The sequence below is a fragment of the Pseudomonas sp. UBA4194 genome, assembly GCF_002379585.1.
Classification (GTDB): Bacteria; Pseudomonadota; Gammaproteobacteria; order Pseudomonadales; family Pseudomonadaceae; genus Aquipseudomonas.
The window spans coordinates 30477-52464 of sequence record NZ_DFUE01000071.1 but is presented as its reverse complement, the minus strand read 5'-3'; the positions used below and the strand labels follow the sequence as shown (position 1 = coordinate 52464).

Here is a 21988-nt window from a genome sequence, read left to right as displayed (position 1 = left end):
AAACGGTGAGGGACCATCCACCACCATACCCCTAACCCAATCCTCTTCTACAAAGGCCCCAACCCAGCCAGGATCCGCCGAGCATCCCCTTCACTCAACGCATAATCGAAAAACCGCCCATAGAAGCTCCGAGTCTGGGCAACCATATCCACCCCCTCGAACCGATCCGGATGCAGCACCTGAGCCGCCCACTGCACCTGCAGGGCAACCTCCGTCCCATAACGGTCCCAGGGAAACACCCCCGCCGGATTGCGCAGCACCCGGCCTTGGCGCACCGCCTCCAACTGGCTCAACACGGCCCCAGCCTGCGACAGCTCACCGCTTCCTGCCGCCAGAATCACCACATCCGGTTGCCAGGCCAGCACCTGTTCGGCGGACACCGCTTGCAAATTGCCCTTCACCCCGGCCGCCGCGTTGCGTCCGCCGGCAATACCGATCCAGTCATCGATCAGGGTATCGCTGCCGTCCACCTTCAATGGCACCAGCGAAGCGATATGCAGCACCCGCGGCCGCTGGGTCTCAGGCAAGTCGGCCAGCCCTTTGCCGACCTGCGTCAATTGCTCGTCCAGATAAGCGTTGTAGGCCTTGGCCCGCGCCAGCGGCTCAGGGCCACCCAGTGCACGGGCGGTGCTCAGCATCGAGCGCTGCAGCCCGGGCAGGTCGGTATAGCCCATGCGCATCACCGGCAGACCCACCTGCTCGTAGGCCCGCGCCTGGCGGTCACCTAGCGAGGTAAACACCAGATCGACCTGCTTACCCAGCAGTGTCTCGACATTGAACGCGGTACCGTGCACCGCGGTAGCCTGGTTCAGGCTGGGCTGTACCTTGAACATCCACGGCTGGCTGGCGGCGTGATTGACCGTGGCGACGATCCGCTCACCGGCGCCCAGTGTCATCAGCAAGGCATGGTGGGCGTACCAGCCGTCGGCGATGCGCAGGGCGGTCGTCGGCACCGCCACTTCCCGACCACTGTCATCGACCACCGAGTCAGCGGCCCCGCAGGTGGCACTCAGCGCCAACAGCAGCACTGCACACCAGGACCGACCCGTCACAGATCCACCTGCACCGAAGCCTGCAGCATGCGCGGCGCACCGATGCTGGCGCTGGCCTGACCCGCCCCGGTATAGCCGTTCAAACCACCGGGTACGATATTGGTCCAGTAACGCTCGTTGCTGAGGTTGGTCATCTGCAGTCGATAGATCGTGTCGCGCTGCAGCAGGCGAGTGCTGTAGCTGGCGCCGACATCGAAGGTGCGATAGCTGCTCACCCAGTGATCGTTGCTGTCATCGACGGGCCGGGCACTCATGTAGCGCGCATTGAAATTGACTGCCAGGCCTGGCACCTGGTCGATACGGTACTCGGTGAGCAGGCTGACGGTGGTGCGTGCCAGGCCGACGATACGGGTGTTTTCGGTCGCCTCGTTGCCGGTGTCCAGCAACTTGGGGTCCAGCCAGGTGATGCCGCCGAACACCCGCAGATTCTCGGTCACGTTGCCGTCGGCCATGAACTCGACGCCGCGATTGCGTTGCTCGCCGGCGATGGCGTAGACGTTGTCCGCCTGGGTATAGGCGAAAGGTCGCTTGATCTGGAAGGCCGCCACGGAGAGGTTCACACCCCTGACCACCCACTTGCTGCCCAGCTCCCACATGCGACTGCGATAGGGGCTCAGCACGGTGCCCGCATTGCTGCTGCCGGTGGCGGCGCTGTCGCCTTGCTGCAGGCTGTCGGCATAGGTGAGGTACAGGGTCAGATCGTCGATGGGTTTGTACATCAGGCTACCGGCGCTGCTGATGCCTGAATCCTGAGCGTCGGAATGAACGCCCGTAAGGCTGTAGTTATCCACGGTCAGGCGGCTCTGACTGGCACTGAGCATCAGGCTCCACTGCGGCGTGAAGGTCAGGGTGTCGCCGAAAATGAACGAGCGCTGAGTGGCATTGGCCGAGTGGTAGCGATCGGTGAAGTCCGGGTAATCAGGCTCGCTGAAGCTGGCCGGATGGCTCAGCGACGCAGTACCCAATGTCTGGCTGCGCCCGGCAACCGGGTTGTAGTTGTCCCAGTCGAACCCGCTCAGGCCCACGGTCAGGTCGTGGCGCACGGGACCGGTGAACACGCTGCCGTTGAGGTTGGCCAGGTAGCTGTTGATGGTGAAGCGGCTGGCAGTGGCACTGGACACGGCGCTGCGATAGTTGCCGGCGTTATCCAGCAGCGTATTGGTCACGGCCGTGGATTCGCGGTCGGCAATCTGCCGCAGGCCGCCGACGTCCAGTTTCCAGTTGCCGTCCAGGTCGTGCTTGAAATGCAGGCTGGCGGTGTCCGTGGTGTTGTTGTTGCCGGCATAGTTCTGGCCCAGATTGCTGCGGGTGGCATCCGGGGCGTGGGGCAGGGCGACGCCGGACGCCACCGCGAATTTGCCGGGCAGCCCTTTGGCCAGATAGTTGTAATGGCTGAGGTTGGTTTCGATGACGCTGTCTTCGCTGAGCTGGAAGTCTGTGGCCAGGCTCACCAACTGGCGCCGCAGGGTGCTGCCCGGGGCGTAGCTGTGGCCTTGCTCGTCGACCAGGTTGAGGCGGTATCTGATCCGGCCCTGGTCATCCCAGGGGCCGCTGAGGTCGGCCGCCTTGAGCCAGCTCAGGCCTGTGCCGAGCCCCAGGGTCACACGGTTGCGGGTGAAGTCGGTCGGGCGCTTGGAAATCATGTCAAAGGTACCGGCCGGGTTGGCCGGGCCGTACAGGGACCCCGCCAGGCCATTGAGCACGCTGACGCTGCCCAGCTGTTCGGCCGGGTAGTCGGTGGTGGAGACCACGTTCAGCCCGTCCAGCCGGCTGTTCTGCACCACGCTGCCCTGCAGGCCGCGACTCTGTGGACGGGCTCCATCGCCCTGCACCGAGGGCAGGTAACGGATGATGTCCTTGAAGCTCTTCAACTGCTGGCTGTCGATCAGCTCCTTGGGCACCACGCTCAATGAATAGGGGGTGTCCTGCAGACGCCGCTGGCCCATGGGGCCCAGGCCGGCGGACTTCTCGCGCGCCTGTTGCATCGCGGCGTCCTGGGCATTGACGCTGATCGGCGCCAGTTGCAGCTCATCGGCGTGAGCCAGGTGAACAGCGCTACCGAGCAATAGCGGGGTGAAGGTGAGACACGAGGAGCGAAAGCGCGACATGACAATATCTACGTGAAGGGAATGAAGAAACGTTGGCCGTGAGCATCGATCTGCCGTACCCGAACCTGATACAGGCGCTGCATCAGGGCGCTGTCGATCACCGCATGGGGCGCACCGTCGGCGATCAGTTGGCCACCGTCCAGGACCAGCACCCGGTTGGCGCAGGCCAACGCCTGCTCCGGGTGATGGCTGCTGCAAAGCACCGCAAGCCCTTGGTCGGCCAAGCGTTGCAGCAGGGTAGCCAGGCGGGCCTGCTGGCCGTAGTCGAGCCCTGTCAGCGGCTCGTCGAGGATGATCACTCGCGCCTGCTGCACCAGCGCGCGGGCAATCAGCACGCGCTGGCGCTCGCCCCCGGACAGTTCGGTGTAGAGGCGTACCTGCAAGTGCGTGATGTCCAGATCCTGCAGCGCCTGTTGCACCGAGGCCTTGTCCACGCTGTCGGCGGCGCGTAGCAGCCCGGTAGTGGGCAAGCGGCCCTGGCTGACGATCTGTTCGACGGTATAGGGAAAGCTCGGTACATGGCTCTGCGGCACATAGGCCAGATGCCGGGCGATGTGTCTGCGGCTCAACTGCGCCAGTGGCAGGTCGTCGATGGCGACGCACCCCGACGTCGGTTTGAGCAACCCCAGCAGCAATTTCAGCAAGGTGCTTTTACCGGCACCGTTGGCGCCGAGCAGCGCGATATTGTCCCCGGGGTGGATGTGCAGCGAAATGTCATTCAGCACCGTGCGCAGGCCGATCCGGTAGTTCAGTCGGCGGGCTTGCAGCAGGGTCATAACTATCCCCTGCGCACGCGGTGCAGCACCAGCACGAAAGCCACCGCGCCGAACAGCTCGGTGATGATGCCCAACGGGATTTCCCCGGCCGACACGCTGCGCGCCACCGCGTCGGCGGTCAGCAGAAATACCCCACCCAAGCAGGCGCTGACGGGCAGCAGACGGGCATTGGCGGGGCCGGTCAGCAGGCGTGCCAGATGCGGCACCAGCAGCCCGATCCAGCCGACCATGCCGGCCAGACTGACGGTCAAGGCGCAGATCAAGGTGGCGAGCACGATGACGCCATAGCGGATCGTTTGTACCGGCACCCCCAGGCTATGGGCCTCGTCATCGCTCAGCGACAGCGCGTCAATGGCCCGTCCAGCCAGGCACAGCACCGCGATGCAGACCGCCAGCAGTGGTCCGATCACCGCCAGCGCCTTGGGGCCCACGGCACTCAAGCTGCCGAGCATCCAGTAGACGATGGTGGGCAGTTGATCCAGCGGGTCGGCCAGGTATTGGGTGATCGACAGCAGCGAGGTGAACAGCGCGTTGGCGACGATGCCGCCCAGTACCAGCAGCATGATCGAGGGGCTCTGGAACAGATTGGCAATGCCTACGCCGACGGCGACTGCTACCAGCCCGGTCACGCAAGCGAGCAGGGCGATGGGCAGCGCGCCGAGATGGCAGACGATGCCCAGCGCCGCACCGAATGCGCAGCCGCTGAGCACCCCCAGCAGACCGGGGGACACCAAAGGGTTGCGAAACACCCCTTGGTAGGCAGCCCCAGATACCGACAACCCGGCACCCACCAGCATGCCCGCCAGGATTCTGGGCAGTCGCCCTTCCACCAGCACGCTGTGCAGCACGGCGTAACGTTGTGCAGGCATGTCGGCGAGGCCAAACATGGCCAGGCTGAAATCCAGCAACTCGGACAACGACAGGGAGTATCGGCCAAACAGCAGCGCCACTAGCATCGCCGTCAGCAATGAGCAGGCGGCCAACCATGGCCACAGGGTACGGGAAGGGAAAGACATCGACTGCTCAGGTTTCGGTATGTAACAAAGTATATAGCGGTAGGGCGGGAGCTGCTATCCAGAGCACTTGCCTGTGGGAAATCGTCATCTTCGAGCGGGCGCCGGGTGATCAGGTAGAATGGCCGCCAAATCGCCCGTATCCCGCAAGAGTCCCGTGCCCGATGTCCCTGATCAGCCACTTCAAACGTCCGCCTCCTGAAGCGCTGAAAAGCCAGATCCTGCAAATGGTGGTCGATTACCTGACCGACATCAGCAGCATGGCCATTGCCCCGAGCAATCCGCTGTACAACCTCTATCAGTACGGCATCGGTTATGAAGTGCACCTGTATCTGGAGGCGATGGCCGGCGGCAAGGGCGTGAGCGTGGAATTATTGCTGGCCTGCGATCCCCAAGACCCGGAACGGGTACTGGGCTTTGCGCTCTATCTACCCGCTGCAGAGGACCCCCAAGCCTGCGCCGTGGCTTACCTGGCAGTGCAGGCCAGTCATCGTCGTCAGGGTATCGCCCGCATGCTGCTGGCTGAGGTGGTGGCGCGTTACCCGCACACGGAACTGAACTGCGTGGTCGCCAAAGTGCCATGGTTCGAGGCACTGGGATTTCAGGTGGTAGGCGCCAAAGGGCCACAAGTGAAGCTATGCACACACGCCGAGCCGATCGACAGTCTCGTGGCTGTACTGGACGTGGCGCCTATCTATAGCTCACTGGAGGTTCGACAGATCCATGCCTACCTGCTGAATCAGCATGGGCGCAAAGCCATGGTTGAGGCTGAGAAGAAGCGGGATCGCCAGTTGGATCAGATGACCCGTCAGGCAGCGACCTTCGTGCGTGACCGGTTAGGTCGCTAGTCGCGTGAGCGCCTGAGCGCGATCCGCGCTCAGTGCAGATGCAACGAAGTGTCGATCTGGCGAAGCAGCCTTTCGTTGCTCCAGGGCTTGGGCAGGAACTGCACGTTCGGACCCAGTTCCAGGTCGCGCCCGGAAAAGCCCGAGGTCAGCAGAATGGGCAGGTCAGGCCAGCGTACACTGGCTTCGCGACTCAGGTCATAGCCATCCAGATGGCCCGGCATCCGGATATCGCTGACCACCATGTTGACCTCACTGGAATGCTTTTCCAGGTATTCGAATCCCTGGTCCGCAGTGGCAAAGGCCTTGACGTCATAGCCGGCATCTTCCAGCACTGTGGTAAGCAGCAGACGTATCAGTTCCTCGTCTTCGAGTACCAGGATAGAGGCGTTAGGCATGGAGGCGTCCCTTCAGTGATGCGGTGAACTGTCTATGGAGTCGACTGACGGCAACGCCAAGGGTTCGACGACCAGGAAAATTGTCTGACGAAAGGAAGTAAAGTATTGCGCGCAAGTAACGGATATGCCGCACAAAAATACTTTCGGGCCGGCGCCCGTTACCCCCTGTTGCAGAATCGTCCATACCGCCCCACCCGTGCGCTGGCCCCTGCTTCAGGTGAGTGCTAACCTCCGTTCGCTCTGGCGTGGTCACCGTTTCGCGCCCCCCTTTTCGAATGGAATCTGTCGAGTCGCTCTATGAAAAAAGCAGTAGGCATTGCCGCGGGAATCGTTGTCGTCGTGGCCGCCGTAGCGGCCACCGGCGCCTGGTACACCGGCACTCAGCTGGAGCCCGTATTGGCAGATGCCGTGCGTCAGGCGAACCAGGAAATGGCAACGTCCCTGACCGGCGCTGATGGTCAGCCGGTGGCCAAGGTGGAACTGGTCAGCCTGCAGCGGCACTTCTTCAGCAGCGTCGCCCAGTACCGAGTCACGCTGCAAGGTGCAGAGTTGGGCGGTGAAAAAGGTACTCGAGCGTTGCTGCTCCAGGACCGCATCGAGCACGGGCCGTTGCCGATGTCGCGGCTCAAGCGTCTTGACCTGATGCCGGTCATGGCCGCCAGTCATTTCAGCCTGCAGAACAGCCCCGATACCGCCGCCTGGTTCGCCATGAGCAATGGCCAGACGCCCCTGACCGGCACGGCCACCATCGGCTACGACCGGTCCAGCGACACCGCGCTGACCCTGTCGCCACTGCAGTTTCAGGATGACACGGGCAGCGTCAGCTTCTCTGGGCTCACGGCCCGTGCCACGCTCAGCGGCGATGCCCAGAAGTACAGCTTGACTGGCGCCAGCCAGAGCCTGGTGGCGGACATCAAGGGCGAGCAGGGCAGTGCGCGCTTCCAGTTCCAGGGGCTGTCCTTCGACATGGGCGGCACCAAGGGGGCTTCCGGGTTCTATCTGGGACACAACGACGCCAAGGTTGCCGAAGCCATACTCGGCCTGCCGAACCTGGATGTGCTGCACTTGCGAGATGCAAGCAGCAGTGGGCTGATGCAGGAAGTTGCTGGCAACTTCGCTGCTCAGCTCAGCTATGACATCGGCATGATCACCTACGCGGATCGCCCCGTGGGCGCGGCACAGATGGCCTGGAAGTTCGCCAATTTCGATATCGGCGCCAGCAAAGGGCTGCTCAAGCTCTATCAGGACGTGATCGCGCCACAGCTTGCCGTTGAAGTGCCTGAAGGGCAGGTGCCGGCGGTCAATCTGTCCCCTGCCGAGCAGCAACAGCTGAGCAGTGGCCTGGCCACGCTGCTGGATGCCCACCCGCATGTCGAACTCGAGCGCCTGACCCTCAAGACGGCCAACGGCGAGAGCCGCTTCAACGTGGCCGCTGATCTGGCCAATCCCGCGCCCTTGCAACCTGGCGCGCCGGGCTATGCGCAGAAGATATTGGGACAGTTGGATGCCAAGCTCAGCCTGTCCAAGCCGATGCTGGCTGATCTGGGCAGTCTGCAAGCCAGCGCGCAGGGCCTTACCGATCCGGCAAGGGTCGCCCAGGCCGGTGAGGACCTGAGTGCCACCGTGGCCGGGCTCGGACAGATGCTGGGATTGGCCAGGGATGAGGGCGAACAGGTGGTCAGCAGCCTGAGTTACAAGGACGGCACGGTGGACTTCAATGGCCGCAAGATGAGCGCACAGCAGTTTTTCGGCATGGTGATGGGCCAGGTGGGTGCGTTGCGCCAATAACCCGCATTGTGCCCGCGGCCCTTTCGCGGCTGGACGCCGCTCCTACAGGAAACCCGCCTGCCGTAGGAGCGGCGTCCAGCCGCCCCGCAGCCTCGCCATTATTCCCGTTGCTGGGGCAACATGCGCTCCAACAGGCCATCGCGTTTCACCGCCACATGCCACACCGTGGCCGCCACGTGCACGATCACCAACCCGTACACCACGAACTGACACCACACGTGCACCGTGTTGGCGACCTTGCCCAGTGCTTCGCTCTGCGCAAAGCCCGGCAGCGATACCAGCCGGAAGAACGGCACATCCTGCCCATTGCCGGCCATCAGGTATCCCGTGACCGGCATCACCAGCAGCACCCCATACAGCAGCGCATGCACCAGCCCAGCCAGCACGGCAGCCAGTCTTCCGATTCCGGCCGGGTAGGGTGGGGCAGCATGCCGCCAGCGCCAGGTCAGGCGCAGCAGCACCAACAGGAACACGCAGATGCCCATCGACTCATGGGCCATGTACCAGAACACCCTGACGGGCCCCGATGGAAAGTTTTCGGCCACCCATACGAAGGGAAGCAGGAAGCACAGCGCCGCAGCCGTCAACCAGTGCAGCGCCTGTGCCATCCCGTTGTAGCGCTCCCGCCTGTTCAAGCCTTCAGGCACAACATTCGATACACCCCTTCCTCCGCCTCGATGCCATGAGTGTCATGTGTGAACCCTGGGAACGACAGATCGAAATTCTCCAGTGCCTTCAGATAGCTGAGCAGCGGTCCATCCGCGGCCCCGGCGTTCTCGCCGGGCATCAACAGCGGAATGCCCGGCGGGTACGGCACGATCCCGGTGGCTGCCACGCGACCGGCTGCCTGATCCAGGGTCACCAGCTCCACCTCATCCTTGACCAGTCTTTCATAAGCCTGCACCGGGCTGTACACCGCCTTGGGCAGCGTGCCGAAGGCCTTGGCCATGGCTGAGGTGGTACGGGTGGTCTTCATGGCAGCGAAGATCTCGTCGGCCAGGTCTTTCAGACCCATGCCGGCATAGCGCTTTTGATGGCTCTGCAGCAGGTCCGGAATGCACAGCTCCAGCTCCAGATTGCTGTCGTAGTCGCGCTTGAAATCCAGCAGGGCATTGACCAGCGTCCCCCACTTGCCCTTGGTGATGCCAATGGAGAACAGAAACAGGATGGTAAAGTCAGTGGTTTTCTCCACCACGATGCCCTGGTGACTCAAGTAGGCACTGAGCACGCATGCAGGTATGCCGAATGCCTGCAGTTCACCGTCATCGCCCATGCCGGGGCTCAGGATCGACACCTTGATCGGGTCGAGCATGCAGTAGCCGTCCTCGATATCGCCAAAGCCATGCCACACTTCGTTGGGGTGCAGCACCCAGCAATACGGATCGGCCTTGAGCTGCGCCGGGTCGGCCTCGTGAAAAGGCAGCCCTTGCACCGTCGGCGGCTGCCAGCAGGAGAAGAACCACTGATCGGTAGCCAGCATGTCATGGTGCATGCGCGAGATCACCTGGCGAAAGGAAATCGCTTCCTCTATCGACTCGGTGGTGAGGATCTGCCCGCTGGGGGCCTCCATCATCGCCGAGCTGACATCGCAAGACGCCATGATGGCGTAGTTCGGCGACGTCGAGGCATGCATCATGAACGACTCGTTGAAGCGGCCATGGGAAATGGCCTTGCGCCCGTTGCGGACATGGATCATCGACGCCTGGGACAATGCCGCCAGCAGTTTGTGGGTGGACTGCGTGGCGAACACGGTCGGCTTGGATTCGTCGTGATCCTCAGGGTTGCCATGCATGGCGAAGCGATCGCGGTAAATCGGATTGAAGCGTGCGTAGCCGTACCATGCCTCGTCGAAATGCAGCCGGTCGACGCTGGCGCCCAGCAGCTCCTCTACCCGCGTGACGTTGTAGCACAAGCCATCGTAGGTCGAGTTGGTGATGATGGCGTGCTTGGGCTCGGCGTCGATGCCATCGCCCACCAACGGATTATCGGCAATGGCCTGGCGGACGCCTTCGGCACTCAAGGTCTGGGGCAGAATCGGGCCGATGATGCCGAAGCGATTGCGCGTCGGCACCAGGTAGGTGGGGATAGCCCCGGACAAGGTCATGGCATGCTCGGCGGACTTGTGGCAATTGCGGTCGCACAGCGCAATCTGATTGCGCGCTACGCTGGCCATCAGGATCACCCGATTGGACGTCGATGAACCATTGGTCACGTAGTAGGTACGGTGAGCGCCGAACACCTTGGCGGCATACCGCTCACCCTGGCCGATCGGCCCGCTGTGATCGAGCAGCGAGCCCAGGTCACCCACCGAAATCGACAGGTCCGAGCGCAACAGGTTCTCCCCGAAAAACTCGTAGAACGCCCGTCCCGCCGTGCTTTTCAAGAAGGCGGTGCCACCGGCGTGGCCGGGCGTATGCCAGGAGTACTCGTAGCTGCGGGAGAATTTCACCAGTGCACTGAACATCGGCGGCAGCACCGCCTGGCGATAGCGTTCGATGGCCGCCAGAATGCGCCCGCTGAGAAAGGCGCTCGTATCCTCGGGCAGCCAGATGAAGTCATCGGCATGCTGCATCACCAGCAGCGGCACATTGGAGGCGGTGCTGCGGTCGCTGATCAGGAATACCGGCACCCGGGTGTTGCGCTCGCGCAGGCTCTTGAGCAGCTCGATGCACTGCTGGTGGCCCTCGCTGTTGTCCATGTCCCAGTTCAACAGCACGCATTGAATGGCCGGATCGGTGCGCAGTATCAGATTGGCGTCGCTGATCGATTCACTGAACAGTACGCTCACCGAGCGCTGCTCCACGTCATGAATCAACTGGTCCAGGGAGCGACCGAACACGCTGCGTTTATCCGGGGCGTTGCTGACCAGCAATGCCAGCATGCCCAGGGTGTGTTTGTACTCGCTCATGTGTTTGCCTCCATGGCCGATGGGGCCGTACGGTCAGGTTGCCCTTGGGCGCTGACGGTTTGGACCGGGACTCGATGGGCCTGTTCCGCTTCGAGGCGCAGCAGGCGGTTGTTGACGAAGCCGAACAGGGTGTAGCCGACGATGGTGGCCACGCCGCCGAGCATCAGCGCCTGAGCACCGGAACTGTACAGCGCCAGGTAGCTGTAGGCCGCGGCCACCCAGGCCACGATGTTGGTGATCAGCGCCTTGCCCGGCGGTACGTTGGAAACTTTCTGGATGGTCAGCAGCGCCGCCATGGACAGGATGTACGGGATGATATTGGTCACTACCGCCAGATTGACCAAGGTGTCGAACTGCTTGGTCAGGTCGGGACTGATGGTCAACAGCCCCAGTGCGGTCTGGCCGGCCAGCAGGATCAACATCCCCACGATAGGCGTACCGGCCTTGTTGACCTTGGCGAAGATGGGCAGGAAGTAGCCGGTGTCTGCCGAACTCTTGAACACCTGGGCAATGGTGAACTGCCAGCCCAGCAGGGAGCCAATGCACGCCAGTACCATCAAGCCCATCACCAGGCTGCCCACCATGGGGTTGAACATCTTGGCGAACACCAGCCCGAAAGGCGCGGTGGAGCTGGCCAGTTCCGGGTTGTCGACGATGCCTGCAATCACGTTGGTGGACACGATGTAGATCACTGCCGCGCCCAGGGTGCCGCCGAGCACCGCAATGGGCACATTGCGTTCAGGATTCTCCACCGCGTCGGTGTTGGCGCAGGCCGACTCCAGGCCCAGGAACGCCCACAGCGTGATGGCAATGGAGGCGCCAGCAGCCTCGAGCCAGGTTTTCTGGTGCGGATTCCAGCCGGCCGAATAGATGCTGCTGTCGAACCAGAACCAACCCAGCGTGGACACCAGCAACACCGGCAGGATGACACCCCACACCGTCACGCTGCCAATCTTGCCGGTAATGGCTGCACCGCCGAAGTTGGCAAACGTGGTGATCCAGAGCAGTGCAATGGTCGCCAAGCCAACGTTCAGTGCGCTCAGGTTCAGGTTGAACAGCACCTGGATGTAGCCCACCGCCGTGATACCAATGGCAACGTTGGCAATCAACAGTGAACTGCCGTAGGTGTAGTTGGTGATGTAGTTGCCCGATTTGCCGAAGGTGTATTCGGCGTATCCGCCCATACCCCCGGTTTTGCGGCTGAGCATGCCGCAGCGCGCGAAGGCATAGGCCAGAGCCAGCGCGCCGGTGGCCGTGACCAGCCAGGAAAGAATCGAAATGGCACCCACTTCAGCCAGTTTGGAAGGTAGCAGGACAATGCCCGAGCCGAGCATGTTCACTGCCGTCAACATGGTCAACTGACCCACGCTCATCTTCTTGGTTGTAGACATTCCATCGCCTCGTTCTTGAAGTGTGAGAAGAGGCTTTTTGGTATAGCAGATAAATACGCAGTTACCAGTTGTCCGACCACTTTCGTATATTAACCGCCTATCGGCTAAATCATGCAAAAACAGGCGGTTGCATAACTTTGCGCTCAACTCGCAAAGTTTTCCGCCGATAGCCCGGTCAAGACCTCCGCGGACCTCATCGGCCATGAATAAAACCTTGAAATTCAGTCACAAGATCCTGCTTGCGGCTTCTCTTATCGTGATGGCAGCGTTCGCCCTGTTCACCCTCTATAACGATTACCTGCAACGCAACGCCATTCGTGACGACCTGGATAACTACCTGCACGAGATGGGCACCAGTACCGCCGGGAATATCCAGAACTGGCTGTCGGGACGCATCCTGCTGGTGGAAACCCTGGCTGAAAGCGTGGCGCTGAATCCCACCCCCGATGCCATCGGCGCGCTGCTCAAACAGAAGACCCTGCTGGGCAACTTCGACTTCGCCTACCTGGGCGACAAGGCCGGTGGCTACTTTCTCGAGCCGCCGGACACCATGCCCGAGGGCTATGATGCCCGCACCCGGCCCTGGTACACCGACGCCATCAATGCTCGCAAGACCATCCTTACCGAGCCTTACGTGGACGCCGCCAATGGCAAGACCATCATCACTGTGGCGACACCTTCGGTCAGCACCGATGGCCAGCCGGTGGGCGTGGCGGGCGGTGATCTAAGCCTGGAAACCCTGGTCAAGACCATCAATGCGCTGGACTTCGACGGTAGCGGCTATGCCTTCATGGTCAGCGCCGACGGCAAGATCCTGGTGCACCCGGACAGCAAACTGGTGATGAAATCACTGCGCGATATCTATCCGCAGAACACGCCGCCCATCAACGATGACATCACCGAAGTCACCCGGGACGGCGAGACCCGTATTCTCACGTTCGCCAAGGTCCAGGGCTTGCCCACGGTGGACTGGTACATCGGTCTGAGCATCGACAAGGCCAAGGCCTACTCGATGCTGACCCAGTTCCGCAGTTCGGCGGTCATCGCCACGGTGATTGCCGTGGTCATCATCATTGCCTTGCTGGGCATGTTGATCCGCTTGCTCATGCAGCCGTTGCACGTGATGGGCCGGGCCATGCACGACATCGCCGAAGGGGAGGGTGACCTGACTCGCCGCCTGACCATCCACAACCATGATGAATTCGGCACACTCGGGTTGTCGTTCAACCGCTTCGTGCAGCGTATCCACGACTCCATTCGCGAAGTGGCCTCGGCCACTGGCCAGGTCAATGAAGTGGCGCTGCGCGTCGTCAGCGCGTCGAACTCCTCGATGCTCAACTCCGATCAGCAAGCCAACCGTACCAGCAGTGTGGCGGCGGCTATCAATGAGCTGGGCGCAGCAGCCCAGGAAATTGCCCAGAACGCTGCGCTGGCTTCGCAGCATTCCAGCGAGGCGCGCAGCCTGGCGGCCGATGGCCAGGCGGTGGTAGGGCAGACCATCCAGGCGATGAACCTGTTGGGCGAGCAGATCAGCGGGTCCTGCGGCAACATCGAGAGCCTCAACGCCAGCACCGCCAATATCGGTCAGATCCTCGATGTCATCACCAGCATTTCCCAGCAGACCAACCTGCTGGCACTCAACGCCGCCATCGAAGCGGCGCGCGCCGGTGAAGCCGGTCGCGGTTTTGCGGTAGTGGCCGACGAGGTGCGCAACCTGGCCCATCGCACTCAGGAGTCGGCGCAGCAGGTGCAGACCATGATCGAGCAGTTGCAGGTGGGCGCGCGCCAGGCCGTGGGCTTGATGAATGAGAGTCAGGGCCAGAGCCAGTCCAGTGTGACCATCGCCAACCAGGCCGGCGAACGCCTGCAAAGCGTGACCCAGCGTATCGGCGAGATCGACGGCATGAACCAGTCCGTGGCCACCGCGACCGAGGAGCAAACCGCAGTGGTGGAGTCGATCAACGTCGACATCACCGAAATCAACATGCTCAACCAGGAAGGCGTCGAAAACCTGCAAGCCACCCTACGCGCCTGCGCCGACCTCGAACAGCAGGCCCAACGCCTGAAACAACTGGTCGGCAGCTTCCGCATCTAACCCCCGACACCCGCCCCACCCCCACAGGTGGGAGCGGGAGAGGGTTAGCTCGGCCCACTGTAGGAGCGGGCTCTGCCCGCGAAGAGGCCCGCCCCGGCACCACAAACATCAACCCACCGCCACCCATCCGGCGGCCATCGCGGGCAGAGCCCGCTCCCACAGGAAGCAGTGTGGGATCAGGAAAGGCTGAGGATCCACACGGTCCACTGTGGATCAGCAAATCTCAGGATCTACACGGTCCACTGTGGGAGCGGGCTCTGCCCGCGAAAAGGCCCGCCCTGGCAACACAAACATCAACCCAGCACCGCCCATCCAACCGCCATCGCGGGCAGAGCCCGCTCCCACAGGAAGCAGTGTGGGATCAGGAAAGGCTGAGGATCCACACGGTCCACTGTGGATCAGCAAATCTCAGGATCTACACGGTCCACTGTGGGAGCGGGCTCTGCCCGCGAAGAGGCCCGCCCTGGCAACACAAACATCAACCCAGCGCTACGCATCCAACCGCCATCGCGGGCAGAGCCCGCTCCCACAGGAAGCAGTGTGGGATCAGGAAAGGCTCAGGATCCACACGGTCCACTGTGGGATAAGCAAAGCTCAGGCCCTACACGGTCCACTGTGGGAGCGGGCTCTGCCCGCGAAGAGGCCCGCCCCGGCAACACAAACCTCAACCCACCGCCACCCATCCAACCGCCATCGCGGGCAGAGCCCGCTCCCACATCCGCGTCCCATGCAAGGCTGTGCTACACGCAAAGTCAGTGTTACAGTATAACGTAATGCCCTAGCATGACCTTATCCCATCCTCTGCCTGGAACCCCCGTTCACCATGAGTGCCCCGCCCGCCGCTGCGCCCCTGCTCACTGCCAATCCCTCCCGCCGCCTGATCGCCATCGACGCCCTGCGCGGTCTGGTGATCCTGTTCATGCTGCTCGACCACGTGCGTGAAACCTTTTTCCTGCACCGCCAAGTCGGCGACCCCATGGACGTTGCGACTACAGAGCCAGCGCTGTTTTTCAGCCGCACCCTGGCTCACGTATGCGCCCCGGTGTTCATCTTCCTGACAGGTTTGTCGGCTTATCTGTACGGCGAGAAACACAGCGGTCGCGCCGCGGTTGCCGCCTTCCTGTTCAAGCGCGGGCTGTTTCTGGTGCTGCTGGAATTGACCGTGATCAACTTCGCCTGGACCTTCCAGTTCCCCCCGACCGTGATCTACCTGCAGGTGATCTGGGCCATCGGGATCAGCATGTTGGCGTTGTCGGCACTGGTGTGGCTGCCACGCAGCGCATTGCTGGCGCTGGGCCTCGTGATCGTGGCCGGGCATAACCTGCTCGACCCGCTGCATTTTCCTCAAGGTCATGCACTGCACGGCCTGTGGGCGGTGTTGCACGACCGCGGCTGGCTGGTCTGGGACGAGACCTTGCGTCTGCGCACCTCGTACCCCGTGCTGCCGTGGATCGGCGTGATCGCCCTGGGTTACGCGGCCGGGCCCTGGTTTGGCAAGACTGCGCGTGCGCAGCAACGGCTGACGCGGTTGGCCACCTCGGTCGGCGTGCTGGCAACGGTGTTCATCGCCATGCGCTGGCTCAACGGCTACGGCGAAAAACCGTGGCAGGCGGGTGCCGATGGGCTGCAGACCTTGATGAGCCTGCTGAACATCACCAAATACCCACCGTCGCTACTCTTCCTGTGCCTGACCCTGGCCTTGGGTCTGGCGCTGCTGATGCTGCTCGAGCGACAGCAAGGCCGCCGCGCGGTGCAGTGGCTGGCCCTGCTGGGCGGGGCGCCGATGTTTTTCTACATCCTGCACCTGTATGTACTCAAGCTGCTGTATCTGGCGGCGCTGGCGATGTTCGGCCAGAACCAGGGCGGATACTTCGGCTTCGACCATATGTATCAGGTGTGGCTGGCCACGGTAGCGCTGGGCATTGCCCTGTACCCGGCGGCCGCCTGGTTCGCTCGACTCAAGGCGCGGCGGCGGGATATTGCCTGGTTGAAATATCTATAGGAACTGGCGACGCCTTCGCGGCTGTACACCGCTCCTACACTGTCCGCGAAGGCCCACCTGTAGGAGCGGCGTAAAGCCGCGAAGAAAGCCTCAACGTTCACCTGCGTCCACTGACAAAATGCGCCGGATCGTTGAACCCATGGGTCGACGCGTGGCCCGGTGTCACCAGCCCATCGATGAATGCCTCGTCGTCGGCTGTCACCTGAAACTGCAACGCCGGGATGTAGGCCTGCCACTGCGCCAAGGTCCGTGGCCCGACAATCGCTGCACTGACCACCGGATTGGCCAGCACCCAGGCAATGGCAAAGGTCACCGGGTCCGTGCCGCGACCGCGCGCATATTCCGCCACCTGCTGAGCCAGCGCCAGGGACTCAGGCCGCCACTCGGTTTCCTGGATGCGCTTGTCCTGTCGCGCTGCCCGAGAGTCTGCCAACGGCGCGGCGCCGGGTTCGTACTTGCCGGTCAGAACACCGCGGGCCAATGGGCTGTACGGCACCACACCGATGCCGTAATAGCGCGCAGCCGTCAGTTGCTCGGTCTCCACCTGACGGTTGACGATGTTGTACAGCGGCTGGCTGGCGATCGGATCGTCGATGCCCATGCGCCGCGCGATGTTCACCGCTTCGGCAATGCGCCAGCCGCGAAAATTCGACAGGCCCCAGTAGCGGATCTTGCCTTGGCGCAACAGGTCGCCGATGGTCGACACGGTCTCTTCCAGCGGCGTGCTGTGGTCTTCGCGATGCAGGTAGTAGAGGTCCAGATAGTCGGTGCCCAGGCGGGTCAGGCTGTCTTCCAGACTGTTGAAGATGTACTTGCGGTTCAAGCCCTGCAGCGCTTCATGAGAGCTCGGCCGGGGGCTGCCGACCTTGCTGGCCAACACCCAGTCGGCGCGGTTGGCAGTAATGGCGCGGCCGGTGATCTGCTCGCTGAGGCCGGCGTTGTACACATCTGCCGTGTCGATGAAATTGACCCCCAGGTCCCAGGCCTGGTGAATGATGCGACGTGCATCGACTTCGGCGGTGGCGCCGCCGAACATCATCGTGCCCAACGCCAGCGGTGAAACCTTCAAGCCCGATTTACCCAACGCGCGGTAGTGCATGTGTGCCTCTCCCAATTGTCGTTGCCAGGGCTGCGCAGTATAGCTGCACGCCCGCGATACCGATTGGCGTGCGCGAAAGTGCCGCCAGAATGATTCTGACCGGTCCATCACACACTCGTGCACAAATTCCCCGGCCGGCCAATCAATGGTTTAAAACAACCCCGGGCAACCCTTTCGCCTACCAATTGTTTTCAACGCCTGGGGCCGCCCAACGGGCCGCCGGCGGCAAACAACAGGGGATCACGCACATGGCCGTTCAACCATCATCGGGCACTCAGGAGCGTCCGCTCAGCGAGGATTTTTCCGGCGTCAGCGCGCCGTTCAATCTGGCACTGGTCAAGAGTCGCAAGAACGACTACCGGTTCGCCAAGGCCGATGAGTCGGCTCCCAAGCTCAATGACTACGCCAGCATCGAAGAGCCGGGCAAAAGCGCCGCCGACACGGTGCGCTATACCACCAACGCCGGTGACAAGGTCATCGTCCTCAAGTCCACCAGCCCGCAGCTCTATCAGCAGGTGTGTGACGACCTGCAGACCCGTACCGGCCTCAAGAGCAGCGAGGACAGCGGCTACCGTGTGGCCACCGGCGATGAAGCCGGCCCGGCGAAACTGGGCGATTTCCACCTGGTTGGCCCTCCGGACGAAGTGGGGCCGGGCTTGATCCGCTACGTGACCCAGGATGGGGAAAAGGTGGTGGTGTCCGAGCGCGACAATCCAGCCTTGTTCGAACGCGCCAGCGACGCCTACAAATCCCTCACCGGACTGAGCAAGAGCGAAGGGGAAGGCTACCGCCGCGCCACCGACAATGAAGTCTGGCCTACCTTCGAAGGCACCATCGTTGGCCCGGAAAATGAAGCGGGGCCAGGCACCATCCGCTACGAGAACGGCGAGCAGAAGGTCGTGGTGGCCCGTGATGACAACCCGCTGTTGTTCGATTACCTCACCACCCTGTACGAACTCAAGAGCGACCCCGGCAAGTCTTCGGCCCTGGAGGGTGCCATGTCCGGCGGCGCCAGCTTGGCGGGCCGCGACACCGTGGCACCGGGGCTCGATGACTACAAGGGGTTCAGTTGGCAGGAAGGCGAACAAGGCAGCGTACTCACCTACGAAACCCACAGCGGTGAGCGCACGGTTGTGTCAAAAGACCTGACGCCGGAACTGTTCAAACAGGTGAGCACCGCCAACGATAGCTGGGCGAAAATCCACTCCAGTGAGGCCGAGGGCTACACCTTGGCCGGCCCCAACGATTTCCTCAAGAACAAGGACATTACCTTCGGCTCACCCGACGAGTTGGGCAATGGCCTGATCCGTTACGAAACCGAGGAAGGCAAGGTCATCGTCTCCAAGGAACTCAGCCCGCAGCTGTACGACGAGGTGGTGGCCAAGTGGGACGCCTGGAGCGCCGGCAGCGTCGACGAAACCCGCGGCAATTTCGACTTGCCCACCCGCGACGAGCTGGACGTGCTCAACCTGGGCACCGGGGTCAAGGCCGACGAAAAAGATGAAAATTCCGCCGAGCTTTCGGTCAGCGAACTTGCCACCAAGGATCTGCTCGACTCTTACCGCAAGGGGGTCGAAGACGGCTCCATCGGCAAGGACGACCCACGCGCCAAGCTGGTCCGCGCCCTCGAAGCCCAGGCCGCCTACCAGAATGGTCGGGGCATCACCGGCTATGAAGAAGATCAGGGCATTTTCGGCGGCACCTGGCGCGTGTTTGACGACAAGCAGACCGAGCTGACCTCGGCCGACATGCACGACATCATCGATGGCGGCAAACTGCAAGAGCAGCTGGCGACATTGTTTTCCGATCCCACCGTGCAGAAGGACTACAAGGAAAAGATGGACGCGGCCATCGACAAGCTGCCGAACAAGGACGAGATCAAGCAGCAGCTGCTGGATCTGGTCGGCAATCCCGAATACATCGAATACCTCAAGGACCTGAACAAGCAGGGCAAGACCCATGAAGCCCAGCAGGACCTGAGTGACACCCTCACCGCGCTGTCGCTGTTCGACCCTGATGCTGCTACCAAGGCAGCCCAGGATATCCAGGCCGACGGCCTGACTTCAGACCTCAATGACCTGATTGCCGACCCTAGCCAGATTTCCGAAGAGAACAAGGAACTGGCCACCAAGGACATGTTCGGCCTGCTCAAGAGCGTGCTCAAGGGCGAGCTGTTGGATCTGCCACGGCGTACTCAGGAAACCATCGAGAAATTCATCGAAGAAGGCCTCAACGACAAGAGCAAGTCCAGCGCCGTGAGCGCAGCGCTGGAAGAGCTGGGCGAAGTCTATCGGCAGAACGGCAGTATCAGCGAGGCCGACCTGAAGACGGCGCTGTCCAAACCTTACATCCCCGTGGCCGACCGCGGCGCCCTGGGCGAGGTATTCAATGCCCTCAACAACAAGGGCATTCTCGGTTCCATGGGCGCCGGCGTATCGCTGTTTTCCGGCATCTACCAACTGGTGGGGCAGGGCGGCAAACTGGCCGAGACCGACCTGCAACGCTTGTCCATTGCCAAGGACTTCCTCAGTTTCGCCGGTGCTTCGAGCCACTTCGTGCGTCTGGGCGATGCGGTGGGCGACCTGGTGGGCAAGGGCGGTCTGGTCGATCTGCTCGGGCTGGACAAGACCTTGCCGGAAATCTGGGGCAAGGAGGGCGTCCAGGGGCCGAATTTCGAATTCAAGGTCAGTGAACTGCCCGACGCGGTCAAGGCCCAGATCGGCACTGCGCTGGACAGCGTGCCCAACAGCCAATACGACGGCATCGCCAACATGTTCGGCGACACCGACGACGGTCGTGCGGCAGCGCAGCAGGTCAACGACGGCATTAGTCAGCACCTGGACGATGCCGTGACCGGCGCGGGCGGCGCCAAGCTGGCTCCCGGCAAGGCGGCGAAGATCACCGGTTCGGTGATCAAGGTGCTCGGCCCGGCCACCGATGCGGCGGGCGGCGTTGCCGATATCGTGCTGGGTGCCTTTACCATCAAGAGCGGCATCGAAACCAACGATGCCCTGGCCAAGGCCCAAGGGGGGCTGCAGATCGCCGCAGGCGCTTTCGGCGCCTCGGCCGGGGTGCTCGGGGGCGCGGCGTTGTTCGGTGCAGGTGCCGGCGCGGCTTTGACCGGTCCCTTTTTCCTGGTGGGGGTAGTGCTGGCGGTCGTCGGCGGGATCATTGGCTTCTTCGTTGACCACAACAAGAAGCAGAAGGCCAGCGAGAAGGAAAACGACTGGTACCGCGACCTGGCGGCCGATGGTCTGTTGCAGGGGGACTGGGCCGAGAAGGTTGAGTACGCGCATTACTCCTTCCACCACTACGAAGGTCGCGACGCACCTACCGACGACAGTATCTTTCGTTATCAGGAACCGGAGTACACGTACTTCGAGGACACCCCGCAGAAGAATGGCTCTTCAAGCAATCGCCTCGACGAAGACCTGCACAAGGACCACGCCTGACCGACAGCCTTCGCGGCCGCACCCGGACTCCGTTACTTGCGGCTTGCAGGAACGGCGTCCACGCCGCGAAGGTCCCAACCCAGGCCCAAACATTTGCCCTGGAATCAAGCCGCCCTGCGCAACGAAATGAACATCGCATCATCGGCCAGGATCGCCGCAATCATCGCCCCTGTTTCTGCCAACCGTTGCGCCAGCTGCGGGTCGGGAATATGCAGGTCCCACGCGGCCTGCAAACCCTTGGCATCGGCCGGCAAGGCATCGACCCGCCGCAACGCCGCCAGGAACGCCGCCGCATCGGGTAGGTAGGTGGTAAACCCGTCACCTTTGAGCGCCGCCGTGTGTATCCCCAACTCATTGCAGATGCGTGCCTTGTCGGCAATGTCATCACGGTCGGCCTGACGCGAGTGCTCGATCAGCTCGGCCAGTGGCGGGTCGACCAGCAGCCCACCATGAATGAGGGCCGGACCGGTTTCCCACGCCTCAGTGGGGCAATCCTTCATCTCGGGCCGCAACGGGATGTGTGGGTTGATTTCCATCGGGTAGATCCGGCACACCAGTGGCCGCTTGGCGTAGATCGCGCAGCGGTTGTCTTCCCCCAGATTGCGACACCTGCCCACGTTGTAGGCGGCAAAGGTGATCGACACATGGGCCGCTGCCGTGCCGCACATCACCGGCAGCGAACGCCGCCGCGCGTGCTCCTGCTGGCCGTGGCTGAGCTTGAGGTTATGCAGACCCTCGCCGTCGTCGAGAAAGGCTTCGAGCAGCACGATCAGTTGACCACCGTCCTCCGCCCAATCCCGAGCCTCGGAAAGCGTCAGAGGAACATGGTGATCCGTGCAGCATTTGCCGCAGCCGGTGCAGGAAAAACGCGTGTCCATGCAGAAGCCTTGTGTCTGTCGGAAAGTTGGCGCAGGGCGCTCGGGTGGTGTGGACGGAGCAGGTTTCGTGCCAGAGATCGGCGGTGAATGGTCCCCTCACCCCAGCCCTCTCCCTGAGGGAGAGGGAGCTGATCACCGACAGCCGTAACACCGCGTTCTGCTTTTAGCTCCCTCTCCCCCAGG

At 62.5% G+C, this 21988-nt stretch carries 15 protein-coding genes and 1 pseudogene; 6 read left to right on the top strand and 10 right to left on the bottom strand.

The window, feature by feature from the left end:
* Nucleotides 1–47 precede the first annotated feature (47 nt).
* From B3397_RS17395 to B3397_RS17380, 4 genes are read right to left on the bottom strand one after another with little or no spacing between them, the layout of a single operon-like run.
* Nucleotides 48–1052: an ABC transporter substrate-binding protein gene (locus B3397_RS17395; RefSeq protein WP_296252471.1), complete on the bottom strand. Its 1005-nt coding sequence runs from the start codon at nucleotides 1050–1052 to the stop codon at nucleotides 48–50.
* Entirely contained in the window at nucleotides 1049–3160 is a 2112-nt protein-coding gene (locus tag B3397_RS17390) for a TonB-dependent receptor (RefSeq protein ID WP_296252469.1), read from the bottom strand. Before B3397_RS17390 ends, B3397_RS17395 begins: the two co-directional genes overlap by 4 nt.
* A gap of 8 nt (nucleotides 3161–3168) precedes the next feature.
* Nucleotides 3169–3936 carry an ABC transporter ATP-binding protein gene (locus tag B3397_RS17385; protein WP_296252468.1) on the bottom strand — a complete coding sequence of 256 codons (768 nt, stop codon included), beginning with the start codon at nucleotides 3934–3936 and terminating at the stop codon, nucleotides 3169–3171.
* Nucleotides 3937–3938: 2 nt separating this feature from the next.
* Entirely contained in the window at nucleotides 3939–4952 is a 1014-nt protein-coding gene (locus tag B3397_RS17380) for a FecCD family ABC transporter permease (RefSeq protein WP_296252466.1), read from the bottom strand.
* Nucleotides 4953–5113: 161 nt separating this feature from the next.
* Here B3397_RS17380 and B3397_RS17375 point away from each other — a divergent pair, with 161 nt between their 5' ends.
* The gene (locus B3397_RS17375; RefSeq protein WP_296252464.1) at nucleotides 5114–5797 is read left to right on the top strand and encodes a GNAT family N-acetyltransferase; all 684 of its coding nucleotides are present in this window, start codon (nucleotides 5114–5116) and stop codon (nucleotides 5795–5797) included.
* 29 nt (nucleotides 5798–5826) lie between these two features.
* On the opposite strand, the gene B3397_RS17370 is transcribed toward B3397_RS17375, so the two are convergent.
* Nucleotides 5827–6192 (bottom strand): response regulator, encoded by a 366-nt coding sequence (locus B3397_RS17370; RefSeq protein WP_296252463.1) that lies wholly within the window; start codon nucleotides 6190–6192, stop codon nucleotides 5827–5829.
* Between the two features lie 297 nt (nucleotides 6193–6489).
* On the opposite strand from B3397_RS17370, the gene B3397_RS17365 reads away from it, so the two are divergent.
* A complete protein-coding gene (locus tag B3397_RS17365; RefSeq protein ID WP_296252461.1) occupies nucleotides 6490–7980 on the top strand; it encodes a YdgA family protein in 1491 nt (496 codons plus the stop codon).
* A 98-nt stretch (nucleotides 7981–8078) separates the two neighbouring features.
* On the opposite strand, the gene B3397_RS17360 is transcribed toward B3397_RS17365, so the two are convergent.
* From B3397_RS17360 to potE, 3 genes are read right to left on the bottom strand one after another with little or no spacing between them, the layout of a single operon-like run.
* Nucleotides 8079–8588 carry a cytochrome b gene (locus tag B3397_RS17360; protein WP_296252460.1) on the bottom strand — a complete coding sequence of 170 codons (510 nt, stop codon included), beginning with the start codon at nucleotides 8586–8588 and terminating at the stop codon, nucleotides 8079–8081.
* Nucleotides 8589–8611: 23 nt separating this feature from the next.
* Complete coding sequence (locus B3397_RS17355; RefSeq protein WP_296252457.1) at nucleotides 8612–10888, bottom strand: Orn/Lys/Arg decarboxylase N-terminal domain-containing protein; 2277 nt, start codon at nucleotides 10886–10888, stop codon at nucleotides 8612–8614.
* Nucleotides 10885–12279, bottom strand: a complete 1395-nt coding sequence (potE, locus tag B3397_RS17350; protein ID WP_296252455.1) for a putrescine-ornithine antiporter — start codon at nucleotides 12277–12279, stop codon at nucleotides 10885–10887. Before potE ends, B3397_RS17355 begins: the two co-directional genes overlap by 4 nt.
* A gap of 202 nt (nucleotides 12280–12481) precedes the next feature.
* On the opposite strand from potE, the pseudogene B3397_RS22585 reads away from it, so the two are divergent.
* The 3 genes and pseudogenes from B3397_RS22585 to B3397_RS17340 form a co-directional block, all read left to right on the top strand.
* A pseudogene (locus B3397_RS22585) lies at nucleotides 12482–13519 on the top strand (HAMP domain-containing protein); the annotation flags it as partial.
* A gap of 90 nt (nucleotides 13520–13609) precedes the next feature.
* On the top strand, nucleotides 13610–14374 hold the full coding sequence (locus tag B3397_RS22580) for a methyl-accepting chemotaxis protein (RefSeq protein ID WP_414704404.1): 765 nt from the start codon (nucleotides 13610–13612) through the stop codon (nucleotides 14372–14374).
* Nucleotides 14375–15197: 823 nt separating this feature from the next.
* Nucleotides 15198–16376 carry a DUF1624 domain-containing protein gene (locus tag B3397_RS17340; RefSeq protein ID WP_296252450.1) on the top strand — a complete coding sequence of 393 codons (1179 nt, stop codon included), beginning with the start codon at nucleotides 15198–15200 and terminating at the stop codon, nucleotides 16374–16376.
* A gap of 97 nt (nucleotides 16377–16473) precedes the next feature.
* Here the strand turns inward: B3397_RS17340 and B3397_RS17335 are convergent, their stop codons facing one another.
* Nucleotides 16474–17475, bottom strand: a complete 1002-nt coding sequence (locus tag B3397_RS17335; protein ID WP_296252449.1) for an aldo/keto reductase — start codon at nucleotides 17473–17475, stop codon at nucleotides 16474–16476.
* Nucleotides 17476–17714: 239 nt separating this feature from the next.
* On the opposite strand from B3397_RS17335, the gene B3397_RS17330 reads away from it, so the two are divergent.
* Nucleotides 17715–20927, top strand: a complete 3213-nt coding sequence (locus B3397_RS17330) for a hypothetical protein (RefSeq protein WP_414704403.1) — start codon at nucleotides 17715–17717, stop codon at nucleotides 20925–20927.
* Nucleotides 20928–21031: 104 nt separating this feature from the next.
* On the opposite strand, the gene B3397_RS17325 is transcribed toward B3397_RS17330, so the two are convergent.
* The gene (locus B3397_RS17325) at nucleotides 21032–21805 is read right to left on the bottom strand and encodes a YkgJ family cysteine cluster protein (RefSeq protein ID WP_296252444.1); all 774 of its coding nucleotides are present in this window, start codon (nucleotides 21803–21805) and stop codon (nucleotides 21032–21034) included.
* Nucleotides 21806–21988: the final 183 nt, after the last annotated feature.